The 23,163-nt window shown below is 57.0% G+C and carries 17 protein-coding genes and 2 pseudogenes; 6 read left to right on the forward strand and 13 right to left on the reverse strand.

Translation table 11 applies throughout. The features are described from left to right. Positions 1 to 9: 9 nt before the first annotated feature. From B3C38_RS09790 to B3C38_RS09810, 5 genes are all read right to left on the reverse strand, one after another. Positions 10 to 1,536 (reverse strand): SusD/RagB family nutrient-binding outer membrane lipoprotein, encoded by a 1,527-nt coding sequence (locus tag B3C38_RS09790; protein ID WP_286726891.1) that lies wholly within the window; start codon positions 1,534 to 1,536, stop codon positions 10 to 12. Between the two features lie 13 nt (positions 1,537 to 1,549). Beyond that, a complete protein-coding gene (locus tag B3C38_RS09795) occupies positions 1,550 to 4,846 on the reverse strand; it encodes a SusC/RagA family TonB-linked outer membrane protein (protein WP_286726892.1) in 3,297 nt (1,098 codons plus the stop codon). A 174-nt stretch (positions 4,847 to 5,020) separates the two neighbouring features. Further along, complete coding sequence (locus B3C38_RS09800; RefSeq protein ID WP_278792461.1) at positions 5,021 to 5,989, reverse strand: FecR family protein; 969 nt, start codon at positions 5,987 to 5,989, stop codon at positions 5,021 to 5,023. Positions 5,990 to 6,095: 106 nt separating this feature from the next. Beyond that, complete coding sequence (locus B3C38_RS09805) at positions 6,096 to 6,707, reverse strand: RNA polymerase sigma-70 factor (RefSeq protein WP_278792463.1); 612 nt, start codon at positions 6,705 to 6,707, stop codon at positions 6,096 to 6,098. Between the two features lie 14 nt (positions 6,708 to 6,721). Continuing rightward, complete coding sequence (locus tag B3C38_RS09810; RefSeq protein WP_286726893.1) at positions 6,722 to 9,046, reverse strand: family 20 glycosylhydrolase; 2,325 nt, start codon at positions 9,044 to 9,046, stop codon at positions 6,722 to 6,724. A gap of 189 nt (positions 9,047 to 9,235) precedes the next feature. Between B3C38_RS09810 and B3C38_RS12620 the strand changes: the two are divergent. Then, positions 9,236 to 9,316 (forward strand): annotated as a pseudogene (locus B3C38_RS12620) (FAD-binding protein); the annotation flags it as partial. A gap of 828 nt (positions 9,317 to 10,144) precedes the next feature. Beyond that, positions 10,145 to 10,396 (forward strand): transposase, encoded by a 252-nt coding sequence (locus tag B3C38_RS12625; protein ID WP_414630908.1) that lies wholly within the window; start codon positions 10,145 to 10,147, stop codon positions 10,394 to 10,396. A 140-nt stretch (positions 10,397 to 10,536) separates the two neighbouring features. Here B3C38_RS12625 and B3C38_RS09815 read toward each other — a convergent pair whose 3' ends face one another. Beyond that, positions 10,537 to 11,793, reverse strand: coding sequence for an IS110 family transposase (locus B3C38_RS09815; RefSeq protein WP_286726894.1), 1,257 nt, complete (start codon positions 11,791 to 11,793; stop codon positions 10,537 to 10,539). Positions 11,794 to 12,058: 265 nt separating this feature from the next. On the opposite strand from B3C38_RS09815, the pseudogene B3C38_RS09820 reads away from it, so the two are divergent. Beyond that, a pseudogene (locus B3C38_RS09820) lies at positions 12,059 to 12,532 on the forward strand (transposase); the annotation flags it as partial. A 602-nt stretch (positions 12,533 to 13,134) separates the two neighbouring features. Here the strand turns inward: B3C38_RS09820 and B3C38_RS09825 are convergent. Beyond that, positions 13,135 to 13,581: a beta-L-arabinofuranosidase domain-containing protein gene (locus tag B3C38_RS09825; protein WP_286726895.1), complete on the reverse strand. Its 447-nt coding sequence runs from the start codon at positions 13,579 to 13,581 to the stop codon at positions 13,135 to 13,137. Positions 13,582 to 13,841: 260 nt separating this feature from the next. Here B3C38_RS09825 and B3C38_RS09830 point away from each other — a divergent pair, with 260 nt between their 5' ends. Beyond that, positions 13,842 to 15,857, forward strand: a complete 2,016-nt coding sequence (locus tag B3C38_RS09830) for a dipeptidyl-peptidase 3 family protein (RefSeq protein WP_414630909.1) — start codon at positions 13,842 to 13,844, stop codon at positions 15,855 to 15,857. A 130-nt stretch (positions 15,858 to 15,987) separates the two neighbouring features. Here B3C38_RS09830 and B3C38_RS09835 read toward each other — a convergent pair whose 3' ends face one another. The 6 genes from B3C38_RS09835 to B3C38_RS09860 form a co-directional block, all read right to left on the reverse strand. After that, entirely contained in the window at positions 15,988 to 17,520 is a 1,533-nt protein-coding gene (locus tag B3C38_RS09835; protein ID WP_286726897.1) for a family 43 glycosylhydrolase, read from the reverse strand. Between the two features lie 177 nt (positions 17,521 to 17,697). Beyond that, positions 17,698 to 17,862, reverse strand: coding sequence for a rubredoxin (rd, locus tag B3C38_RS09840; protein ID WP_018695235.1), 165 nt, complete (start codon positions 17,860 to 17,862; stop codon positions 17,698 to 17,700). Positions 17,863 to 18,001: 139 nt separating this feature from the next. Next, the gene (locus B3C38_RS09845; RefSeq protein WP_022333419.1) at positions 18,002 to 18,541 is read right to left on the reverse strand and encodes a PH domain-containing protein; all 540 of its coding nucleotides are present in this window, start codon (positions 18,539 to 18,541) and stop codon (positions 18,002 to 18,004) included. Then, the gene (locus B3C38_RS09850; RefSeq protein ID WP_276791191.1) at positions 18,525 to 19,235 is read right to left on the reverse strand and encodes a 2-C-methyl-D-erythritol 4-phosphate cytidylyltransferase; all 711 of its coding nucleotides are present in this window, start codon (positions 19,233 to 19,235) and stop codon (positions 18,525 to 18,527) included. The genes B3C38_RS09845 and B3C38_RS09850 overlap by 17 nt, the downstream gene beginning before the upstream one ends. Beyond that, positions 19,220 to 19,876 carry a pyridoxamine 5'-phosphate oxidase family protein gene (locus B3C38_RS09855; RefSeq protein WP_276791193.1) on the reverse strand — a complete coding sequence of 219 codons (657 nt, stop codon included), beginning with the start codon at positions 19,874 to 19,876 and terminating at the stop codon, positions 19,220 to 19,222. The genes B3C38_RS09850 and B3C38_RS09855 overlap by 16 nt, the downstream gene beginning before the upstream one ends. Before the next feature lie 8 nt (positions 19,877 to 19,884). Further along, the gene (locus B3C38_RS09860; protein WP_286726901.1) at positions 19,885 to 21,180 is read right to left on the reverse strand and encodes a M23 family metallopeptidase; all 1,296 of its coding nucleotides are present in this window, start codon (positions 21,178 to 21,180) and stop codon (positions 19,885 to 19,887) included. 146 nt (positions 21,181 to 21,326) lie between these two features. Between B3C38_RS09860 and lpxK the strand changes: the two genes are divergently transcribed. Together lpxK and B3C38_RS09870 are read left to right on the forward strand one after the other, a co-directional pair. After that, the gene (lpxK, locus tag B3C38_RS09865; RefSeq protein WP_276654650.1) at positions 21,327 to 22,370 is read left to right on the forward strand and encodes a tetraacyldisaccharide 4'-kinase; all 1,044 of its coding nucleotides are present in this window, start codon (positions 21,327 to 21,329) and stop codon (positions 22,368 to 22,370) included. Then, positions 22,354 to 23,160, forward strand: a complete 807-nt coding sequence (locus tag B3C38_RS09870; protein WP_022332309.1) for a purine-nucleoside phosphorylase — start codon at positions 22,354 to 22,356, stop codon at positions 23,158 to 23,160. Before lpxK ends, B3C38_RS09870 begins: the two co-directional genes overlap by 17 nt. Positions 23,161 to 23,163: the final 3 nt, after the last annotated feature.

Consider the following 23,163-nt stretch of genomic DNA (forward strand, 5'->3'; position numbering starts at 1 on the left):
GTTTCGACACTATTTTTTCTTCGTCCAGAAAAGATCGACCGACTCGTTGTCCGTACCGCCCAGCAATGCCACCGCCTTGTCGTAATTGCTCTTGTTGAGGTTACGCTCGGTATAGGGATAGCGCAACCGGCGCAGGCCGCGGAAATTGTCGGAGATAACGCCGCCGCTGAGGTTGTCGATGGCCGGCGCCAGTTCGGGATAGCCCGTACGGCGGAATTCGGCCCACGCTTCGAGTCCCATCGGGAAGTTTGCGATCCATTTCTGGGTAATGATGCGCTCCAGATTCTTCTCCGTGCCGTCCGCGTCGTTCCACTTGATCTTAACGTCCGTCTGACGGTCGTAGTTGTACTTCGCGCCGCGCGGATCGTTCAGATGTCCGGAGGGAACGAGCGTTTCATCGGCCAGATAGGTGTCGATGTCCTCGCCCGCCACGCCGTTCTGCTCCATCGACAGACGCACGCCGGCTTCGTAATAGGACTGCGCCGTGCCGCCTACGGTCCACCCTTTGAGCGCCATCTCGGCGCGCAGGAAATTGGTCTCGGCGGCCACGAAAATCGGCAGCGACGAGCCGGACTGCACGTTGGGCAGCGAATAACCGCTTACGGCCGATTTCTCGAATCCGGCCGTACCGGCGCGCATGCCGATATAGCGGGTGTTGTCGAAGGTCGATTTCTGGAAATAGGCTTCGCAGCGGGGATCGTCGTACCCGGTCATGTAATCGACGATCGAGGCGTTGACCCGCAGGTCGCCCCACGACGCCGAAGCCAGCTGATAGGGATTTCCCTGCACGCCGGGACTCATCATGGCGTTCTGGGCGTTGGTCTCGATCAGGCCGGCGGCATGGCCGCAGGCGCTCTCGGCGGCCTCGCGGTCGTTCGAGCGGATCGCCGCACGCAGGCAGAGCGAGTTGGCCAGACGCGCCCAAGCCGTATAGTCGCCTGCGAAAATCGGATCGTTGTTAGCCAGCGGTTTCGACGCCGGATACTCCTGCGCATAGGCGTAGAGCGTGGTCGCCGCGCCCGCGAGGTCCTCGATGATATGCTTGTAGACATCCTCCGCCGAGTCGTACTCGACATAGAACGAGCCGTCGGCTACCTTGCTGTAGGGGATCGGGCCGTAGCAGTCGGCGAGGCGCATCATCACTGCGGCGCGCACCAGACGGGCCATCGCGTAGTAGTGGCCCGACTTGCTGGTCGATTTTTCGATGTCGAAGAAGTTGGCGTAAATATCCTCGAACATCGTATTGTACGGCGTGGCGTTCCATGCGTCGGACGCATTGAACGTATCGAAGTTCTGACCGCCCCAGCGGTTCGACAGCGTGAAATATCCGCCCAGCGAGCCGACCATCTGATCGACCATCTGCGAGTCGTTCTGCTGCACGTACATCATGGCGTCGAGCATGGTGGGAATCAGCACGGCGGGGTCTCCCTTGTAAAGGGCATAGGGATCGGTGTTGTACTCGTCGAAATTGCCCGTACAACCCGCAAAACCGCATACCGTCAATAAGAGGCAGGTAAGTTTAATGATATTTTTCATAGCTTTGGTTCGGTTAGAATTGCAGTTTCACGTTAAAGCCGAAATTGCGCGTGCTCGGCTGCATGAAGTAGTCCACGCCCTGATAGTAGGCGTTGTCCGTCGCCGCCGAGATTTCGGGGTCGAACGGCGCCTTGCAGTAGATCATCCAGAGGTTCTTGGCGACGAATCCGACCGTCAGTCTGGCTTTGTTGCGGAACCACCGCGCCGGCAGCGTATACTGCAGGCTCAGCTCCTGCAGGCGTACGTTGGTGGCGCTGTAGAGGTAATAGGCTCCGTAACCGCCCTCGGCCGTCGAAATCGCCGAATAGTACTTCTGGGGATCGACGGTGCCGTAGTTGATCGGAATGCCGCCGCGGTCGCGCGCGTCGGCCGTGGCCTGCGACGCGCCGTAGTAGTCCAGCACGCCCTGCGTGGCCGAGTAGGTCAGGCCGCCGATTCGGGCCGTGAGGACCGCGCCGAGTTCGATGCCCTTGTAGCCGAAGCTGTTGCTCCAGCCCATCGTGTAGCGGGGCGAGAGCTGGCCCACCTTGCGGAAGTCGGTTTCGGCGATCGAGAGGTTGCCCGTCGAAGGATCGATCTCGATGTTGCCGTTCAGGTCGCGCTTAAGCTCGTGATTGACGTAAATATCGCTCATCGAACCGCCCGGACGCAGGATGACCTGCGGCGCCACGTTGCTCGCGCCCAGCCAGTCCTTCTGAATCTCGTTGTCGGTGATGGTCTCGCCCGTCACGGGGTTCACTTCGCCGGCCGCCAGCCGCTTGATCTCGTTGCGGTTGAGCGTAAAGGTGTACGAACTGCTCCATGTGAAGTCGTTCCACTTGTTGTTGTAGCCCAGCGCCAGCTCGACGCCTTGGTTCTGCACGTCGCCGGCCTGCACGACCACTTGGTTGTAACCCGACGAAGAGGGCAGCGGCGCATAGATCGTCTGGTGGTAGGTGTTCGAACGGTAGTAGGTCACGTCGAGGTTGATGTGGTTGAGGAAACGGGCGTTCAGGCCGATCTCCCACGACTTGGTGTCCTCAGGCTTGAGGTTGTAGGCCGGATAGGTCGAAGGCTTGCTCCAGTTGTGGGTCTGGTTGTTGAACGAGTAGGCCGGATTGGAGAGGTAGCGGGCGAAAGCCGACGCCACCTTCGAATACGACCCGCGCACCTTGAGGAAGGTGAACCATTCGGGCATATTCACCATGTTGGAAACCACGGCCGACAGACCCACCGAAGGATAGAAGAACGACGAGTTTTTGGAATAGGCCAGCTGCGAAGCCCAGTCGTTGCGGCCCGTCACCGTCAGGTAGAGCATCGAGCGCCACCCCACCTCGACCGAAGCGAAGATCGCCTGCGTCTGGTCGTGCCACCCCTCCTGCAGGGGTTTGAACTTCTCCTGATAGTTGAGGTTGTTCATGGCGAAATGGTTGGTCAGCAGCAGGTCGCCCGCCACGCCGGCCTGCTCGTAGCGCTGGTCGTTGATCGAAGCGCCGATGTTGGCGTTGAGCGTCCAGTCGTCACCGAAGGTCTTGTCGATGTTGAGCATCACGTCGCCGTAGAAACTGCGGTCGTGCTGCGTCTGGTCCTCATAACCGCCGTTCGTTCCGCAGAAGGTGGTCAGCGTCGAGGCGTAGAGCTTCTGCTTGATGCGGTATTCCGAATTATCGACCCGCACGCGGCCCGAAACGTTCATCCAGTCGGTGATGTTCCACCGCAGCGAGGCGTTGAGCATGTAGCGGCGCTTGCTCGTCTCGCGGTTCATGCGGTTCTGAATCCAATAGGGGTTCTGCAGCGAATGCGCGCCCTCGCCGTAAGGCCAATACTGCACCATATAGCCGCGCACGGGGTCCCAGCGCTCGAAAAGGCGGATTTCGTCGAAGTCGTCGCTGCGCGGGAAGAGGTAGAGCGCGGGCAGCGGGTTGTAATACTTGCCCTGCGTCACCATGTTTTCGTCGTGCTGGATGATAAAGCTGGCGCCCAAGTCCAATACGAGCTTGTCCTTGGCGAACGAGGTGGTATTGCGGGCCGTGAAGTTGTAGCGGTCGTACGTATTTTCGGGAATGATGCCCGCCGTATTGGTCGTCGAAGCCGAGATATAGGTCTGGTTCTTCTCGTTGCCCGTCGATACCGACACCGAGTTGATGATGTTGGTTCCCGTGTTGAAGAACTTCTTGGCGTCGAACGTGCTGGCATACTTCTCACCCCAGTTCATCAGCCCCGAACTGGTTCCGTAGCTGTTCTGCATGTCGGGCAGCCGGTAGACCTTCGAAAAGGTCGTGCTGTTGCTGACGGTCACCACCGTACGGTCCTTGACGCCGCGCTTGGTGTTGATGACCACCACGCCGTTGGCGGCGTCGCTGCCGTAAAGGGCCGCAGCCGAAGGGCCGGTCAGCATGTTGATCGACTCGATGTCTTCGGGGTTGATATCCGCGGCGCTCTCCGAACCGGCCTGTTTGGCATAGGTGCCGCCGTCGCCGCCGAAGCTGTGGTTATACATCGGAATACCGTCGATCACATAGAGGACGTTGTTGCCCTTCTCGATCGACTTCTCGCCGCGCATCACCACGCGCGCGCTGGCGCCGGGGCCGCTCGCACCGCTGTTGATCTGCACGCCGGCCACCTTGCCGACCAGCGAATTCATGAAGTTGGCGTCCTTGACGGTCGTCAGCTCCTCGGACTTGACCTGCTGCACGTTGTAGCTCAGGGCCTTCTCCTGACGTTTGATGCCGAGGGCCGTCACTACGACGTTCTCCACCGCCACGGCCGAATCGCGGAGCGTAATCCGGAAATCGGTGCGGCTGCCGACGGTCACATCGACCGGCTCGTAGCCCAAGTAGGTAACGGTCAGGACCGCATTTTCCGCGGGGGGGGGAACTTGCAGCGAGAAGGAGCCGTCGGTATTGGTCGAAGCTCCGACGGTCGTACCTTTGACGATCACCGAAGCTCCGATCACCGGCGCGCCGTCGGCGTCGGTCACCACGCCCTTCACGGTCACGGGCCTGCGGTCGGCCTTCGAAAGCAGAATGTATTTGCCGTCGAAACGGTAGACCACGTCTGTTCCGCGCACCATCTGCGCGAGCGCTTCCGAAAGCGGGCGCGCCTCCACATCGACGCTCACGACGCTGTTGATGTCCACGTCCTTGTTCGACAGGAACAAATAATTGGTTTGGTTCTCGATTTCATTCATCACACGCTCCATGCTGACGCCCGACAGACGGATCGTCACCGCGGTATTCTGAGCGTATGACCGTGTGGCATAGAACGATGCGCACACGACAAAAAAGAGTGTAAACAGGCATTTAAGTTGCTGAATACGTTTTTTGTTCATACTTTTGTAATTGGTTAGTTGTTAGTAGGCTGGGTAGCTGATTAACGGCCGACTGCGGCTTGCGGATGTTGCGACCATCTGCAAGCTTTTTCTATTCACCCCGGACGACCGGCGAGGGTCATTGTTCGGCTCTTCTCATAGGCAGTTTTTCATTTTTTTCAGGTTTATGACTGGTTATCGTATGACGATCGTTCCGTTGTCTTCGCTGCGTGTATAGGTGAAATCCGAGGCCATCTGCAGCAGACGCAGCGCCGAATCGACGCCGTCCGAAATACGGATCTTGCCGTGGTTGTAATCGACCTCCGGCATCCGGGCGCGGTCGATCCGTATCTTCACACCGAAGCTCTTTTCGAATTTGTGCATCAGCTCCCCGAACGAAAGGCCCTTGATGCTGATCATGCCTTCGGTCCAGAGGTAGTCGTCCATGCTGCCGATCGCATTCAGGTTCAGCCGCCGCCCCGCCAGCCGCACCTCCTCGTTGGGCTTGAGGACGAACTGTTCGCCGGGCGTCAGGCGGTTGGTCACCTTCACGCTTCCGCGCAGCAGGGCCGCCGAGAACAATCCCTCGCGCTCCTCAGCCGTCACGTCGAATTTGGTTCCCAGCACCTCGACGTCGCAGGCGAACGTCTCGACCACGAACGGATGCGCGGGATCGTGCTCGACATCGAACATCGCCTCGCCCGCAACCTTCACGCGCCGCTCGCCCCCGGCGAACACCAGCGGATACTCCAGCCGGGTTCCCGCATTGAGCCAGACCTTGGTGCCGTCCTGCAACTCCATGCTCAGGTACTGTCCCGCAGGCACTTCGAGCGCCGTCGTCCGCCGCGCCCACTCTCCGATCCGGTCGTCGGCAAGCATCCGCGCGAGACCGACGCCGACGACCGCCACGGCGGCCAGCTCCGCGGCATAACGCACGATGCGGCGCAGCGGAATGCGACCCAGCGAAATGCGGCGCGCCGCCTTCCTCGCAGGCGCAGGCGACAGCACGTCGGGACCGTAAATGACCGAAGCGGCCATCACTTTGTCCAGCTCGTCCAATTCGCGCATATGCGCGGGATCGGCGTCGAGCCAGTCGAGCACCTGCTTCATCTCGTCATCGGTCGCCGTATTTTCCAAATATTTATAGATAAGTTCCGGATTCATCTCTCTCTTCGTCTGTTTCTATAAAAACGAATAAGTGCGCCCGATTCCCAATCAGACGCACTTGGATTTGCTAAAAAAATATTTTTAATAATTCACGCTCTCGAATTCAGGATCGCAAAATATTATCCGACAGCAACATAAGCAGCACGGGCAAATAATCCTTCAACGCCACGCGCAGTTGCTTCACGGCCTTTTCCAGTTCGAATTCGACGCGCCGCACGGTGATGCCGTACTTTTCGGCGATCTCCTTGTAGCTCAGCTCCTCGAAGCGGCGGGCGACGAACACTTCGCGCGTCAGTTCGGGCAGGCGGTCGAGCGACTGCCGCACGATCGCGGCCACCTCCGCCGAGAAAATCTCCTCAGGATTGAACGCCTGCAGCGACCGTATGTCGGTCGCCAGCACCCGCCGCCTAAGCTCGTACACCTCCTGCTCGATCTTGGCATGCAGGCTTTGGGCGCGCAGCCAGTCGAGGCATTTGTTGCGGACGATAATCAGGATATAGGCCTGCAGGTTGGCATCGGCGGGAATCCGGCCGCGGTTCTCCCAGAAGGACATGAAGCTGTCCGAGACGAGATCCTCGGCCACCGCCGCGCTCCGCACGTAGCGGCACGCGATCGCTTCGAACCGTGCGCGCCACGTAGCGAACAGGCGGCCGAATTCGGCCGTCGTCATCGCAACGGACTCGCGTCCCTGTATCCGCACGGCGGTCTTCTCCACGTCCACTCCCGGTTTTATTCTACGATGATTTCATCCACGAACATATGCGCTTTTTGTCCGGCCGCGCCGTGCCATGCCGGAATCGGATCGACCGTACGGGCCACCACGCGCAGGTAGCGGGCCGAGGTTTCGGGGAAGAGCACCTTGAACGGCTTGACGCCGTCGGGGCTGCCGGCCGTCTCCTGCGGCACGGACATCAGCGCCGCCTCGGTGAACTCCCTGCCGTCGTCCGAGAGGTAGACCCCCACCGACGAAGGCGGGAAAACCCACTCGCCCTTCTCGACCAGCGATTCGACGGTCACCGCCGAATAGGGCTTCGCCCCCTGCATGTCGATCGTAACGTCCAGCGGCTCGTTCAGGAACCCGATCCACGCGCCGTTCGAATAGACGGGACCTCCGCGGTAGCCGTCCACCAGCAGCGAGGCGCCGCCGTAGGTATATTTGAGCGTCGGCGCGGCGTTCAGCGCGATGCGCCGTCCGGTCGCCTTGTTGAAATCGAATTTCCGCGTATAGACCGGCGTCTGCATGCCTTCGCGCAGGGCCGCGGCCTTGAACGTGCAGCTTTCGCCGATGGTCACCGGCGCCTTGTAAAGCGGACTCGAAGCCGTGGGATCGGAGCCGTCGAGCGTGTAACGGATCGGCGCGCCGCCCTGCGTGGTGAGGGTCATCACGACGCCCCCCTTCTCCGGATCGACCGCATACGACGCCGTCACCCCGAAGATATGCTTGGCGAACTCATACCCCAGTTGCGAATAGATCTTGTCCATCCTGAAACTGCCGATGAAGCGGTTCCAGTCCTTCGTTTCGGGCAGACACCACTGCACCTCGCTCAGAGCGGCCAGACGCGGCAGAAGCATGTATTCGAGATGTTCGTCGCTCAAGACGTATTCGGTCCAGAGGTTGGCCTGCACGCCGAGAATATGTTTCTGCTGTTCGGGCGTCAGCTCCGGGAACGCCGGATCGTACGAATAGACCTGCTCCATCGGTATGTAACCGCCGATTCCGAACGGCTCGGCGTCGGTGTCGAGCGACTGGTAGTAGTCGAAATAGAAGTGCGAATTCGGCGTCATGATGACGTCGTGCCCCAGCTTGGCCGCGGCGATTCCGCCCTCGCTGCCGCGCCACGACATGACGACGGCGTCGGAGGGCGCCCTACCTTCCAGAATCTCGTCCCAGCCGATGATGCGGCGGCCGTGCTGCGCGAGGAATTTGCCGATGCGGTCGGTCACGTAGCTCTGCAGGTAATGCTCGGCAGTATGCTCTCCGTCGTCCTTCAGGCCGAGCTGGCGGATCTTCGCCTGACAGCGCGGACACTTCTCCCAGCGCACCTTCGGGCACTCGTCGCCGCCGATATGGATATACTCCGAGGGGAACAGCTCCATCACCTCGGTCAATACGCCTTCGAGGAATTTGAAAGTCTTCTCCCGTCCGGGGCAAAGCACGTCGTCGGCCACGCCCCAGCGGCCCCACACCTCGTACGGACCGCCCGTGCAGCCCAGTTCGGGATAGGCGGTCAGCGCCGCCAGCATATGGCCCGGCAGGTCGATTTCGGGAATCACCGTGACACCCCGGTCGGCGGCATATTTCACCACGTCGCGGATCTCGTCCTGCGTATAGAAACCGCCGTAGGGCGTACCGTCATAGGTTCCCCACTCCTTGCGGACCACGGTGGCCTTGCGGATGCTGCCCACGGCGGTCAGCTCCGGATAGCGCTTGATCTCGATGCGCCAGCCCTGATCGTCGGTCAGGTGCCAGTGCAGCGTATTGAGCTTGTGTATGGCCATCACGTCGATATACCGCTTCACTTCGTCCACCGAGAAGAAGTGGCGCGCCACGTCGAGGTGCATGCCGCGGTATGCGAACCGCGGCGCGTCGGCGATCTTCACGCAGGGCACCTCCCACGCCGCATCGGGCGCAGGCTCCGTGCCGTAAACCGCCGCGGGCAGCAGTTGTTCGAGACTTTGCAGGGCATAGAGGAAGCCGGGAAACTGCGACGCCCGCACTTCGATTCCCTCCCCGTCCACGTTCAGTTCATAGCCTTCGGCCGGGAGCGATTCGTCCGTGACGAAACGGATGCCCGACGCGGGCACCTCGTCGGCGACCGTGACGGGATTCGTCCCGCCGGTAACCGTCGCCAGCCGTGCGGCGAATCCGACCACGGCGCGCTGCGTCCGCTCGTCGGTGCGACTGTCACACGTAACGGGCCGATCGGTCACCCGATAGGTTCCCCGACCGGTTTCGAGATGATTGGGATAGGGCACGATCGCGATCTGCGGATCGTGCGAACCGCAGGAACAAAGAACTATTCCGGCAGCCAAAGTCAAAAGTAGTTTTTTCATAATTTATTTTGGGTAGCTTAAGGCAAAAATAGAGAAAAATTCCAAATATCGCCTGCCGGGCCGAAAAAATTACCGCTCCGGGGGTCCGTTCCGGAGCCGTTGCCCCATTTTTCCGTGCGCTTTTTCCGGCCGAAAATGGGATTATCGGGCATTTTTTATAACTTTGCGACGCTTAACGCTTGCAAAACTATGAAAACCGACTTTCTGGTTATCGGTTCCGGCGCGGCGGGCCTTTCGTTCGCGCTCAAAGCCGCCGTCCATAGATACATCATTAATAAACCGCGAAGGCGGCCATACCGTACACTGCATTCTACACCAAGAAGATCTAACGGGAAACGAAATCAAACAGATATTGTTTCTTTGCAGAAACAAAAGTCCCGAGTCGAAGCGAAATAGATTTGAGAATTAATTATTGAGTTAATTTTGTAAAGAATTATGGGGTGAACGTAACAGCTCGCAAGGATATTGGTTCTGCCGATAGCATTTGTCTCCATATCTGGCTTTATGTTGCTGGGGATCTGTTAGGGTGATAGACATCAGGTCTTAGAAACAGCTTCAGTCGAGAGTACCTTATTATTAACTAAACCCGTTGTGCATTTAGTATAAACGTATAAAAAACCTGCTGGATAAATTCCGTTTATTTGTCTGGTTTTCAATAATATAAATATCATAAACAACATTAGCGCAAGTTGCGAAAAAAATTTTGACAACATTACAGAATATAGAACCAAGATCGAATTTTCGCAATCTGTATCGTCGCCCTCGTATGAGCGATACCGAGGTTATTGCCCTTTCGCTGGCTGCGGAATATATGGGCATAGACTCGGAATGCCAATTGTTCCGCATGCTGCTTGATTGTTTGCGATCCAGAATTGAATGCAGCGCCTACAACCGCCGTTACAGAGCCTTGCCCCCCATTTATCCGCCCTTCGCAAACGTATGGGCGAAAGCATCTCCACGCCCCCGGCTATCTGATTGTAGACAGTATGCCGCTGAAGGTATGCAGGATCAGCCGTAGTTCTCGCTCGACGGTCTGCAGGCAGGAATATTATTCTGCTCCCGACAAGGGATTCTGTGCTTCGCAACAGACTTACTATTATGGTTATAAAGCATGTCGTCTGCTCGTTGGATGGGGTGATACGCAGTTTCGACCTCTCGAAAGCTTCGATCCATAATATTCATTATCTGAAAGATGTCAAGGAACTTTATCGGGACTGCGTCTTGTTGGGCGACAGAGGCCATTTGAGTATCGAATGCCAGCTGGATTTGTTTGAGAGCCGACAAATTGTATTGGAAGTGCCCATACGACGAAATCAGAACGATTATAAGCCGCAACATCCTATATTTTGACGCAGTCGAAAAAGGGTCGAAACACTTCTTCTTCTATAGAACACATGCATTGCCAATTTCTATATGTGTCCCTGTAATTCGTTCTAATTCACGCTTGTACCTCATAATCCGCTTTTCGAGTAATACTTTCTCGTCTATACCTACTTTTTCCGGATTATAAGGCGTCTGGTTTGCCACCATGGCGTGGCTATGACTGCGGCTTTACCTCCGACCCGTGAACGTATCCTGCGGTAGAAGTTTCCCAGTTGGTTCTTTGCGTTGGCGAGAGAAGAAGCGACACTACGAAAAATCAATCCGACCTTGTTTCTACGATGTGGTACATGACTTGATATCCTTTTTCCTCCTGATATCTTGGTGTTCGGTGCGATATTGCACCAACTGCATAACTGTTTGGTAGATAGGGACTTCCGAGTAAAGTCGTGTCCTAGCTCACTCATCAGTTCAAGTGCGGTCAGATGGCTTATGCCGGGTATCTCAAAGACATTCACTCCCCACATGTCATATGCCTTTCTTTCCACATCGAAGCCCACAGTTCGTTTTCGTTTTCGTTTGTGGTAGTTACGACGTTTTTTTGTCGGACTGTATGACGGCCGCCCAGTTTCTGCAACCTCCGTACGATAGTTTTCCATGAGTTTTTCCAGTTCCGTATCACATCGGTCAAGTTGGGCGCAGAAATGTTTGAAAGTGTCATAGTTTTGTCTGAGGACAAACATGAGGTCTTCCTCCCAGTTGCCCTCAAGAGCCTTGGTTATTTCCTCTTTCGGCGTCTTGCACTGGATGTCAGCCAATTCCGCAAGTTTCTTGGGGTCACGTTCACCAGCAAGAATGGCCTCGATGATACGTATGCCGGATTTTCCCGTAATGTCGAACAGGACAAGCGTAAGTTTTATATTCATCTGCTGCATGGCTTTCTGCATACGCAGGACTATGCTTGAGGCTTCACGGGAGAGAGTATCACGATGGCGGGTGAGTGTCCTCATCCGTTTGGCGTCGTTGTGCGGCTGAAAACTTGCCTTGAGCAACCCGTACTGATGCAGCAACATCAGCCATTCGGCATCCGACTCGTCGGTTTTCCTCTCTGTTATGTTTTTTACGTCCCTTGCGTTGGTCAATACAACATCCAGTCCGTCATCTTGCAGACGGCAGAACAATGGTATCCAGTAAACACCGGTGGATTCCATTGCGACTGTTTTTATACCACATTCTCTGAGCCATTCCGATATGGCGTGCAGGTCAGATGTGTATGCACCGAAGGCTCGGTTGTTATCTTTGGTACGATCCGTCGGTACACAAACTTGCATGATGCCGTCCGCTATATCTATCCCTGCCGCATCGGGATTGACAATCCGAAGTTCTGCTCCTTTGGCGGTCTTGACTTTTTTTGCTTTCTTTGCCATGATGATATTGTTACTGATGTTGATGAATGAAAAGGCATAAGCCATGTTCTGTTGAAAAGCATTCTTCTATACGGCCTCTGACGACCAATCTTCGATTCGCAGGACAAGGAGCCATACTCTTTTGTGGGATTGAAAACCCAAGAAACAATCGGCTTACTTCTTATGCCTACGGCAAAGGTAACTAAAAACGTTTCTGCCGCCGTAGGCGGTGGAAACGTTCCGTGTTCCATTCTGATTTCAATCAAGACAAAGGCTTGGCTTTACTTTTTTGGCAAGCCAAATTGAATCTTTGGAATCTGAACTTGCAGACTTGGTTTCATCTGAGTTTGACAGGCAGGTTAAACTGCTCACATCCATCAAAAGGATTGGCATCACTCTGGCTACAGCCTTGATTGTCGCCACCGGAGGATTCTCCTATTTCAGCAATGCAAAACAGGTTTCCCGTTTTATCGGAATATGCCCGACCTACCAGCAATTCGGAACATCCGTACACATCAAAGGTGGGATTAACCGTAACGGGGATGCGAGTCTGCGTTCACTGCTTTATGTCGCTTCATGGTCGGCACTACGTGGAAATACAACCTGTAAAGAGTGCTACGCACGATTGAAAGCCAACGGAAAGCCTTCTAAGGTTGCTCTTATTGCCGTTGCGAACAAGTTCGTCAAGCAGGCTTTTGCCGTAATCAAAACAGATGCGCCTTATGTGGATGGATTTGTATCTGTCCGTCAAACAAAATAGCTTATGGTGGAATTTTTGTCCTCATTTTATTTGCATATTATATAGTTCGTTATTGGTATCAAATCAGAAGTGTCAACTATAAACAGGTCTTCATTATAAGAAAAATCAATTTTTTCAATATCTTCTTCGATTTCAATTAATACGCATAATTTGGCTTTATAGGCAGACTTAGGGGTAATTGATGAATTATTACTATACTCTTTGGGAAAAAGATTAAGATATGGTATAAAATACTTATCTCTTCCAGCAAACCACGGAGCAGTAAAAGGACGACACAATATAAATCATTACTTCTACTTTGCCATATGCAGCCTATCAAATAATTGAACGAGAATAATACTTTTTTTTGGGGGGGGGCAAAAGTTTGGACACCTTTTTGATAAAAATAAATCCTTCAATTTTTGAGTTGCTGTTGCAATGGCTTGTTGATCCAGCCATTTTTTCTTCGATCGAATAGAATTTGCCAATCCCGAAAATTTTTCATATTTTGCAATCGGTTATTTGAAATGCGGCATTTTCGTGCAATTAACTGAAAATAAACCGTTACCTTCTCGTTACCTATTATCCTATACAAAAATGTAACAACCTGAAATATCAAGTCGTTACATCCTTTCAACCCCGCACCACAGAGGATCGCTCTTTTGTGCCGCTTCGATGCGGGCGATGTAACCGTCTACACGGGCTTTGAGCGCCGGGTCGGGACGTTGTGCCAGCAGGTCGGAGATCCCCCGGATCGTCTCGTACACCAGCCCGTCGTACCACGGCGGCCCCGCGTGGCGGCCGATATCGCGGGCGCCCGAGGCTACGAGGTCGAAATTTTCGAAGGCGTCGACGCCGCACGCGAAATGCGCCGGGTCGTTCCCTTCGAACTTGTCGAGCATGTCGCCGACGGTGACGTGTTCCCATTTTTCATAGCGGGGGCTCCAGAAGGCGTCTTCGACCCGGACGCTTCCGGCCTCCATCGGCCGGATTTTTGCAGTCCCGGAGTCCCGGTTGCACCCTGCGGCCAGAAGCGGCAGGGCCAGAAGTGCGGTTTTGATAGGTTTCATCGATGTGGGTTTATGTTGTTTTTCCGAATTTATCCGGCATAGTGCCTGCCTTGTGGCAAATATAAATAAAAAATCCGTCATACTGGTACGAACTGGTATGTTTTTTTGAAGGCTAATGTCCGCACAACGGGCGCCGCCGGGTGTGGCGGGGAGGTGCGTTTGCCGGCACATATTGTATATGTGTCCATGCGTATATTCGTCCGTATGCGGCTTTTTCGCAAAAAAACCGTATATTTCGGGGAAATTCAAACCCGAACGACATGAAAAATTTAGTTACACTGACATCTATGACTGTTACCGCTGTTGCACTGACTTCGTGCTGCGGGGCATCGAAGAGCGAAGCCCCGTGGATCGTCGACCGTTTCGACGACATCAAGGTCATCCGTTACGAAGTCCCCGGTTTCGAGCAACTTCCGCTTGCGGAGAAGGAACTGGTCTATTACCTCGCCGAGGCTGCCAAGTGCGGCCGGGACATCCTTTTCGACCAGAATTTCAAATACAACCTCGCCGTGCGCCGTACGCTCGAAACGGTTTACGAGAACTACCGGGGCGATCGCTCGGCGGCCGAATGGAAGGCCTTGGAGAAATACCTGAAAAAGGTGTGGTTCGCCAACGGCATTCATCACCACTATTCGAACGACAAGTTCGTCCCCGGGTTCACCGAAGGTTACCTGCTCGACGTGATAGAGACGATCCCCGAGGAGAAGTTCGGCGACCTGAACCCGCTGCGCGGCGAGGTCTGCAAGGCTATCTTCGATCCGGCGCTCTATAAAACGCGCCTGAACCAGACGGCGGGCGAAGACCTGATCGCCACCTCGTCGAACAACTACTACGAGGGCGTGACGCAGGCCGAGGTCGAGAAATTCTACGCCGACATGGTCGATCACAACGACCCGGAACCGATCTCCTACGGCCTGAACTCCAAGCTGGTGAAGGAGAACGGCGTCCTAAAGGAGCGCGTATGGAAGGTCGGCGGCATGTATTCGCCCGCCATCGAGAAGATCGTCTACTGGCTCGAAAAAGCGCAGGCCGTAGCCGCCGAACCGCAGAAAAGCAATATTGCTGCGCTGATCGAATATTACAAGACCGGCGACCTGCGCGAGTTCGACCGCTATAATATCGGCTGGGTGAAGGACACCGTGTCGAACGTCGACTTCGTGAATGGCTTTATCGAGGATTACGGCGATCCGCTCGGCCGCAAGGCTTCGTGGGAGGGCATCGTGAATTTCATGGACAAGGAGGCCTGCCACCGTACGGAGGTGATTTCGGATAACGCGCAGTGGTTCGAAGACCATTCGCCCGTTGCTCCCGCCTACCGCAAGGAGAAGGTGAAGGGCGTTTCGGCCAAGGTCATCACGGTGGCGATGCTGGGCGGCGACTGCTATCCCGCCACGCCCATCGGCATCAACCTGCCCAATGCCGACTGGATCCGCAAGGAATACGGTTCGAAGTCGGTCACGATCGACAACATCACCTATGCCTACGACATGGCCGCCCACGGCAACGGCTTCAACGAGGAGTTCGTGCTGCGTGCCGGGGACCGCGAGGTGATGGACAAGTACGGCAAACTGGCCGACGACCTGCATACCGACCTGCACGAGTGTCTGGGGCACGGTTCGGGACAGCTGGCACCGGGTGTGAAGGGCAACGAGCTGAAGAGTTACAGCTCGACGCTCGAAGAGACCCGTGCCGACCTCTTCGGCCTCTACTACCTGGGTGACCCGAAGATGGTGGAACTGGGGCTGGTGCCCTCGTTCGACGTGGCGAAGGCCGGCTATGCGAAATATATCCTGAACGGCATGATGACCCAGCTGGCGCGTATCGAGCCGGGCAAGAACGTCGAGGAGTCGCACATGCGCAACCGCAAGCTGATCTGCGAGTGGTGCTATGAGCGCGGCAAGGCCGACAACGTGATCGAAATGATCCGGGAAAACGGCAAAACCTATGTCGTGGTCAACGATTACGAAAAACTGCGCCGACTGTTCGGCGACATGCTCCGCGAGGTGCAGCGCATCAAGTCCGAAGGCGACTACGAGGCCGGCAAGGCGCTTGTCGAGCGGTATGCTGTCCAGGTCGATCCCCAGCTGCACCGGGAGGTGCGTGACCGTTACTATGCACTCGGCATCGAACCTTACGGCGGCTTCGTGAACCCCGAGTTCGAACTCGTCGAAAAGGACGGCAAGGTGGTCGATGTGAAGATTTCCTATCCGGCGAACTACGTCGAGCAGATGCTCGGCTATTCGAAGAATTATTCTTTCCTGCCCAATATCAATTGACGGGCGCAGTCCCGGAAGAGAAAGCCGCCCCGAATTGTTCGGGGCGGCTCTTTTTGTCGGAAAGTTCCGGCCGGGATGCTGCCGTGCTTCCGCAGGGGGCTTGCCTTGCGGAAGGGGGCTGCAATTTCTCTCAGCGGTTGGTCATCCGCATGTATTCGAATTCGGCCGCCTGGCCTTCCGGCCCCTGGTAATACAATCCCGGGCGTGCTACGCGATCCCATTGCAGCAGGTCTTCGGCACCTACGGGCAGGTTCTCCACTTGTTTCCAGGCGTGTCCGTCGGTGCTGTACCCGAATGCCGCGGGGGCATTCCCCCGTACTTCGATGCGCAGGTAGACCGGCAGGTGCGCCCCGATCTGCCCGGAGCTGCCCAGCAGCGTTTCCCTGCCGTCCTTGTAGAGCTTCAACAATACCTTGTCGCCCTGCAATCCCCATACGAGGAGGTTCGCTGCATCCCCGTAAACGGTGAGCCCGCTCCATCCTGCGTTGCGGTCGGAAAGTGCCGTTTCGAGCGTATAGTCGGGACTTACGGCCCTCAGGCAGAGCGCCGTGCCGGTTTTCACGCCCTCTTTGGGCCGGCCGCCCAGGTAGAGGCGCCCGTCGGCAAGCTCGATCTCGGGCGTCGCGTAAGGATAGTTCCACGTCCACTCGGGTCGGAGCCGGTCGGCCGTGAAATCATCCGCGAAATCGAATACGGGCTGCTGTGCCATGCCGGCAAAAGGCATCGGTTGCGTCAGGGATGCCGTCTCCCCGCCCTTGAAATGAAGCCACAGGTCGTCGCCCAGAACGATCTGCTGCAACATCGGCTGGCGTCCCAGAAAGAAATTCTCACCGGCCAGATAGGCGTGGCAGAGGTAGAACATCCTCCCGTCGGGCGTCGTCGTGATGGTGCCGTGCCCGACGGACTGGACATCGCCGCCGCCGTGCAGGATCGGGTTCCCGGCGTAACGCTCGTAGGGGCCCCGCAGGTTTTTCGAGCGGGCGACCGCCACGGCGTAGTCGCTCCCAGGGCCGCAGCAGCCGTTTATGGAGTAGACGATGTAATAGTAATCGCCGATTTTCAGCCAGTGCTGCCCTTCCATGCCCTGCCGTTTGTCGTCGCGCAGCAGCGTGAAGGGTTCCCCCGCCATGCGCAGCCCGTCGGCCGAGATTTTGCAGCCCAGCAGTTCGATCGGCCTTTGATCCAGCCCGTAGGCTTTCCACGAGATATACAACTCGCCGGCGTCTTCCAGCACGAATGCGTCGATCGCCTCGGTGCCGTACTCGACGATCGGGCCGTGGTCGGTATAGGGGCCTTCGGGCTTGTCGGCCGTGGCGACGCCGATATACGACGTCCCGTCGGTTTTCCGGCGTGCCGTATAATAAGCGTATGTTTTGCCGTTGCGGTGGAAAAGTTCCGGGGCCCAGAACGAGGATCTCGTCCATGCGGGCTGCTGCTCGAACAGGTGCCCGATCTGCTGCCAGTTGACCAGGTCTTTGGAGCGGAACAGCGGGTAGTAGGGGGCCCATTCCGACGAGGTGCCCGTCGCGTAATAGGTGTTGCCGACCCGGATGACCGTCGGGTCGGCCATGTCGCCCGCAATGACCGGGTTGCGGAACGTAGCCGGCTGGGCGCCGGCACTCAGGCCGGTCAGGATCGAGGCTAAAAGCAATAGATGTTTCATCTGCATGAAATTTTAGGTGTGAGGGGCAGTTCTGCCGACAAATATACGAAAAATATCGGGTCGCAACTGTGCGTGCATGCCGTCTTTCGGAGGGGCGGAATTCATCCGGGTTCATGTGGTTCCAAACGAAAAGCGCACCCGAATGGGGTGCGCCTGATTCCGTTCGCAGTGCCGGGGTTATTCCGCAACCTCTTCGAACATGTCTTTGCCGACGCCGCAGACGGGGCAAACCCAGTCTTCGGGAATCTCTTCGAACTGCGTTCCGGGGGCGATGCCTCCGTCGGGATCGCCCACTGCGGGGTCGTATACCCACTCACAAACGGTGCAACGGTACTTTTTCATTTCTTCTGGTTTTTAATGCGTTGTTTGTTATTTTTCGTTTTTACGGGCCGTTCCGGCCTCGGTTGCAAATATAAGATCATTTTCCGGAAATACGCAATCCCCGGGCGTCTTCTGTCGACTTTTTGGCCGGATCCCGATACTATTGCGCCTGCTCTTCCTCTTCGTCGTCTTCCGCCGGGCGGTTGCCTCCGGGGGGCATAAGCTCCTCCACGAGGCGGTCGGCATCCGAACACGAGACGTACAGGCGGTCTTCGTAGATGTCGGTGATCTCCACGAAGTTTTTCCACTCCGAGGCGTAGAGTTTTACGCGTTCGAACCGCCTGAGGTCGAGGAAATGTCCGTAATAACCGAAGAACCCGCAGCCCCCGAATACCGGAAAGAACCATTTCATCCGCCGAGGGTCGACCCGGCGAACCGAGGCGATCTCGTCGCGGCGGATTTCGGTGATGTCCAGCAGGCAGCGCACCTCGACCTTTTCGTCGGTGACCACGATCCTGCGGGGGATCGACAGCGACATCAGGGCGATGAGCGCCACGATGAACGAGGTGAACCAGGCCGAGAGGTAGCCCCCTTCGTAGAGGTGGTACAACAACCAGCCCAGCAGTACGAAGACCACCAGATAGACCAGCGTCCAGTAGATCGCCCGGCGGCTGAAACGGTATTTATAGGTTTTCTCCATCCGCGCTTTCCTCCGTCTTTTCGCGCCCGGCCAGCAGAGCTTCGGCGATGACCATATCTTCGGGGGTCGTGATCTTCAGGTTCGTACGCTCGCCTTCGCACAGGAATACGGCCTCGCCGGCCTGTTCCACGACCGATGCGTCGTCCGTAAATTCGGGGCGGTACTCCGCCTCGTAGGCGCGGCGCAGTATGTCGGCGCGGAATACCTGCGGGGTCTGTACGATGCGCAGGCGGCGGCGGTCGGCGATGCGTGAAGCCGTGCCGTCCGTTTCGCGGTACGAATCCACGGCTTCGACGACCGGGATCGCAGTGCCGTATTCGGCGGCTGCGGCCACCGCACGGCGGATCATGCCGTGTGAGGCCAGCGGTCGTACGCCGTCCTGTACGGCGATCAATTCCGGATCGCGCTTCAGGGCTTTCAGCCCGTTTTTCACCGAATGGAACCGTTCGTCGCCTCCCGTCGTAACCGTGTGTGCCGCGATGTCGAAGCGTGCTGCGAAGTCCTTCCAGAAATCGGCGTGCTCCGCGGGCAGCACCACGACGATCTCTGCCCCGGGCAGCGCCCCGGCGAAATTGTTGATCGTATGGGCCAGGACGGGCAGGCCGCCCAGCATCATGAATTGCTTGGGACGCGAACCTCCCATGCGGGTTCCGCCCCCGCCTGCTACGATGATGACTCCTATCTGTTGTTCCATATCAGTTTTTTTCCGAATCCGAGCGTGTTGTCGGTGAATTTCATAAAGTCGGGCGCGATCGCCCACAGGGTCAGTTCTGCCAGTACGGCATAGGGAAACCGTTTGAGGTATGCCCGCCTCGCCGCCTCGTCGGCCCTTTCGGCTTTACCGCACAATTGCAGCCCCTGGACGCGTCCCACGACCTTCGTTTCGAGGACTACCGAGGCTGCGACACACGGGTTGCGAGCCATCTGCTGCGCGTGGCGTGTCGCCATGTCCGACGTGAAGATCAGCAAATTGCGTTCCGCATCGTAGCAGTAAAATGCGTTGCTGCAATAGGGCGCTCCCTCGCCGCTCGTCGCCAGCGTCAGCACATGGTGTTTTTTCAGAAACCGTACGATTCGCGCATCGACGCCGGCTTTATGTTTGGCTTCCTGCGCCCCGGTGCTTTCCGCTGTATCCTCCGGATTTCCGGTTTTTTTCGGTATACCGGACTTTTTCCGGGGCGTTCCTGTCTGTTCCCCGGCATTCCCGGGTGCTTTGCCCGTTTCCCGGATGGCTTCCATCCTCGTCCTGCCCCCGGGCCTTTTATCGAGCGGTTCCTGATCCCAGCTTTCCGGCATGTCGGCCGGCAGATGTTCCTTGCCTGTCGTTGCGGCCATTTTCCCCGTTATTTCGCTGCCTCCGGTGCTGCCGGCTGCGGGATGACGAGCGAATCGAGCTGCGTGATGCGCTCCCCCTCCTTCACCTCGCCGTTCAGTTCGGCCACGATACGGTCGCGCACGAATTCGAACGTCGCGCGGTTCTCGTTCGAGATCGGTTCGGCCGGTTCCTGGGGGATTTTCAGCGGATTGATCGGCGTGCCGTTTTTCCAGATGCGGTAGTCGAGGTGGGGACCGGTCGAGGCGCCCGTCGAACCGACGTAGCCGATCAGCTGCCCCTGCGAAACGCGCGAGCCCTTCGAGATGCCCTTGGCATAGCCGCTCAGGTGCAGGTAACCCGTCATCAGGTTGCCGGCATGTTTGATTTTGAGCGTGTTGCCACCGCCGCCGCCCCAGCCCTTGAAGGTCACTACACCGTCGGCTACGGCATGTACGGGCGTGCCTTTCGGCGCCGCGTAATCGACGCCCGTATGCGGCCGGTATACCTTGTAGATCGGATGCTTGCGCGCATAGGTGAACTTCGAACTGATGCGTGTGTATTTCAGCGGCGCCTTGAGCATCTGCTTGCGCAGGCTTCCGCCGTCGTATTCCCAATACTGGATTTTGCCGCCCTGCCGGAAGGGGATGGCGTAGTACTCCTTGCCGCCCTGGCAGAATTTGGCGCCCCAAATGCGGCCGATGCCGGCCGAGATGCTGTCGTCGATGAAGCGCTCGTCATAGATCACCGTGAAATTGTCGCCCTTCTGGATGCCGAAGAAATCGACTGTCCACTGGTAAATGTCCTCCATTTCCGCGGCCAGCGCATAGGGCAGGTGCTCCTCCATGATCGCACCCCACAGCGACGAATTGATCGTGGCGCTCTTCTTGGTGCGACGTACCGTGAATTCCTTTTCTCCCGTCTGGACGCTGACCGAATCCTCATGGAACCCGAACACCACGTATTGAGACATGTTGCGTTCGTAGACCAGGTAGTCCAGGTGGGGGGCATAGAGCGAATCCTCGTGGATGAAGACGGTGTATTTATGCCCGGCGCGGATGTTGCGCAGCGGGAAAATCTCTTTCGAGGCTTTGTCGAGCCTGTCGACCGTAAGGGCCGAAACGCCGTACCCGTTCAGGATTTTCCCCAGCGTTTCGCCGCTGCCCACCTCGCCCGTTTCGGTGCGGTAGTTGTCGGCGTTGATGCCGTAAACGATATTCTGCGGCGCGGCTTCTTCCTTTTCGGCCGCGGCCTGTTGCGTAGTTCTGTCGCACGCCCCTGCGGCTACGAGCAGCAGGGCGCATATCGGTAATTTAAAACTTCTCATAGACGCAAGCAAAGATATGAAAAAAACGCAGGAATCCCCAATTTTATTATTCCTTTGTCATTCAGGCCCGGGATTTGCTTTTTTTGTTTTGTGTTCCGGAGATTTATTGCTACCTTTGAAAAATTGTATGGATAAACCGACCCGAAATGTTGAAATGCTTGCTTGCTCCTGCGGCTCTCCTCTATAAGGCGGGGGTGACTTTCCGTCACCGTCTCTTCGACTGGGGTATCCTCAAAAGCGAGAAGTTCGACATCCCGGTCATCTGTATCGGCAACATCACCGTCGGCGGTACGGGCAAAACCCCGATGGCCGAGATGGTGATCGCCTATATGTCGCAGATGCATCGCGTCGCCCTGCTGTCGCGCGGGTACGGCCGCCGTACCAAGGGGTATCTGGAAGTGAAGGCCGACTCCCGTTACCGGGATGTGGGCGATGAGCCGTTGCAGATCAAACTCAAATTCCCCGATACGGTGGTGGCCGTGTGCGAGAAGCGCGCCGACGGGATCCGCCGCATTTGTGCCGAGCACCCCGACGTCGACCTCATCATCATGGACGACGGGTTCCAGCACCGCTATGTAGAGCCGAAGGTGAATATCGTGATGATCGACGCCACGCGCCCCGTGCAGCACGACAGGATGTTGCCGCTCGGAACCCTGCGCGACCTGCCCGAAGAACTGCACCGCGCCCACTATTTCGTCGTGACGAAGTGCCCCGAGAAGATGGCGCCCATCGACCGGCGTATCCTGCGCAAGGTGCTCATACAGGTCGCCTACCAGCGGGTCTATTTCACCCGTTTCGAGAGTTTCATGCCGCAGCCGCTCTTCCCGGATGCCGCGCCCGGCGAACCGCTCGTGCAGGGACAGCGGGTGATCGCGCTTTCGGGCATCGGGAGTCCCAAGCCATTCCTCGCGGCGTTGCGGGAAAGCTACGAGGTGGTGGCCGAGATGACGCTCGACGACCATCACGTCTACAAGGTGCGCGACCTGAACCGCCTGCGCGAATTGCTGGACAGGTTTCCCGGGGCGGTCATCGTGACCACGGAAAAGGATGCTGTAAAACTGACCAACCGCGCGAAGATCCCCCAAGAGATACAGCGCAGGATATACTATTTACCGATAAATATTTCATTCATAGAGGATTCGGCGACGGATTTTCTGCAAAAACTGGAAGAAGATGTTAGAGGAAATTAAAAAAACAGCGGCTTTTATCGACGCCGCCACGAGTTCTTTCGCCCCGGAGGTGGGCATCATCCTCGGCACGGGCCTGGGCGGTTTCGCCGATAAGATCGACACTGCATTCGCCATCGAATACAAAGATATCCCGGGTTTCCCCGTTTCGACCGTCGAGGGGCACAAGGGGCGTATGATCTTCGGCACGGTCGAGGGCCGCAAGGTCGTAGCCATGCAGGGGCGCTTCCACTACTACGAGGGCTACACGATGCAGCAGGTGACTTTCCCGGTGCGCGTCATGCAGCAGCTGGGCATCAAATACCTCTTCGTGTCGAACGCTTCGGGCGGGATCAACACCTCGTTCCGCGTGGGCGACCTGATGGTCATCACCGACCATATCAACCTGATGCCCAACCCGCTGATCGGCCGTAACATCGCCGAGCTGGGGCCCCGCTTCCCGGACATGCACAACTGTTACGACAAGGCGCTGATCGCCAAGGCCACGGCCATCGCCGAGGAGGAGAACATCAAACTCCAGTACGGCGTTTATGTCGGCGGCACGGGCCCGACGTTCGAAACGCAGGCCGAGTACCGTTATTTCAAGAATATCGGCGGCGATGCGGCCGGTATGTCGACCGTGCCCGAGGTGATCGTGGCGCGCCACATGTCGATCCCGGTCTTCGGCGTCTCGGTCATCACCAACTGCGGCCTTTCGGACGAGGTGGGTGATCACGAGGACGTGCAGCGGCAGGGCAAGAAGGCCGGCATCAAGATGGAGGTACTCTTCAAACGTATGATAAAACAGCTGTAAGAT

The organism is Alistipes sp. UBA1686 (assembly GCF_002320215.1).
In the GTDB taxonomy this organism is placed as follows: Bacteria; Bacteroidota; Bacteroidia; order Bacteroidales; family Rikenellaceae; genus Alistipes; species Alistipes onderdonkii.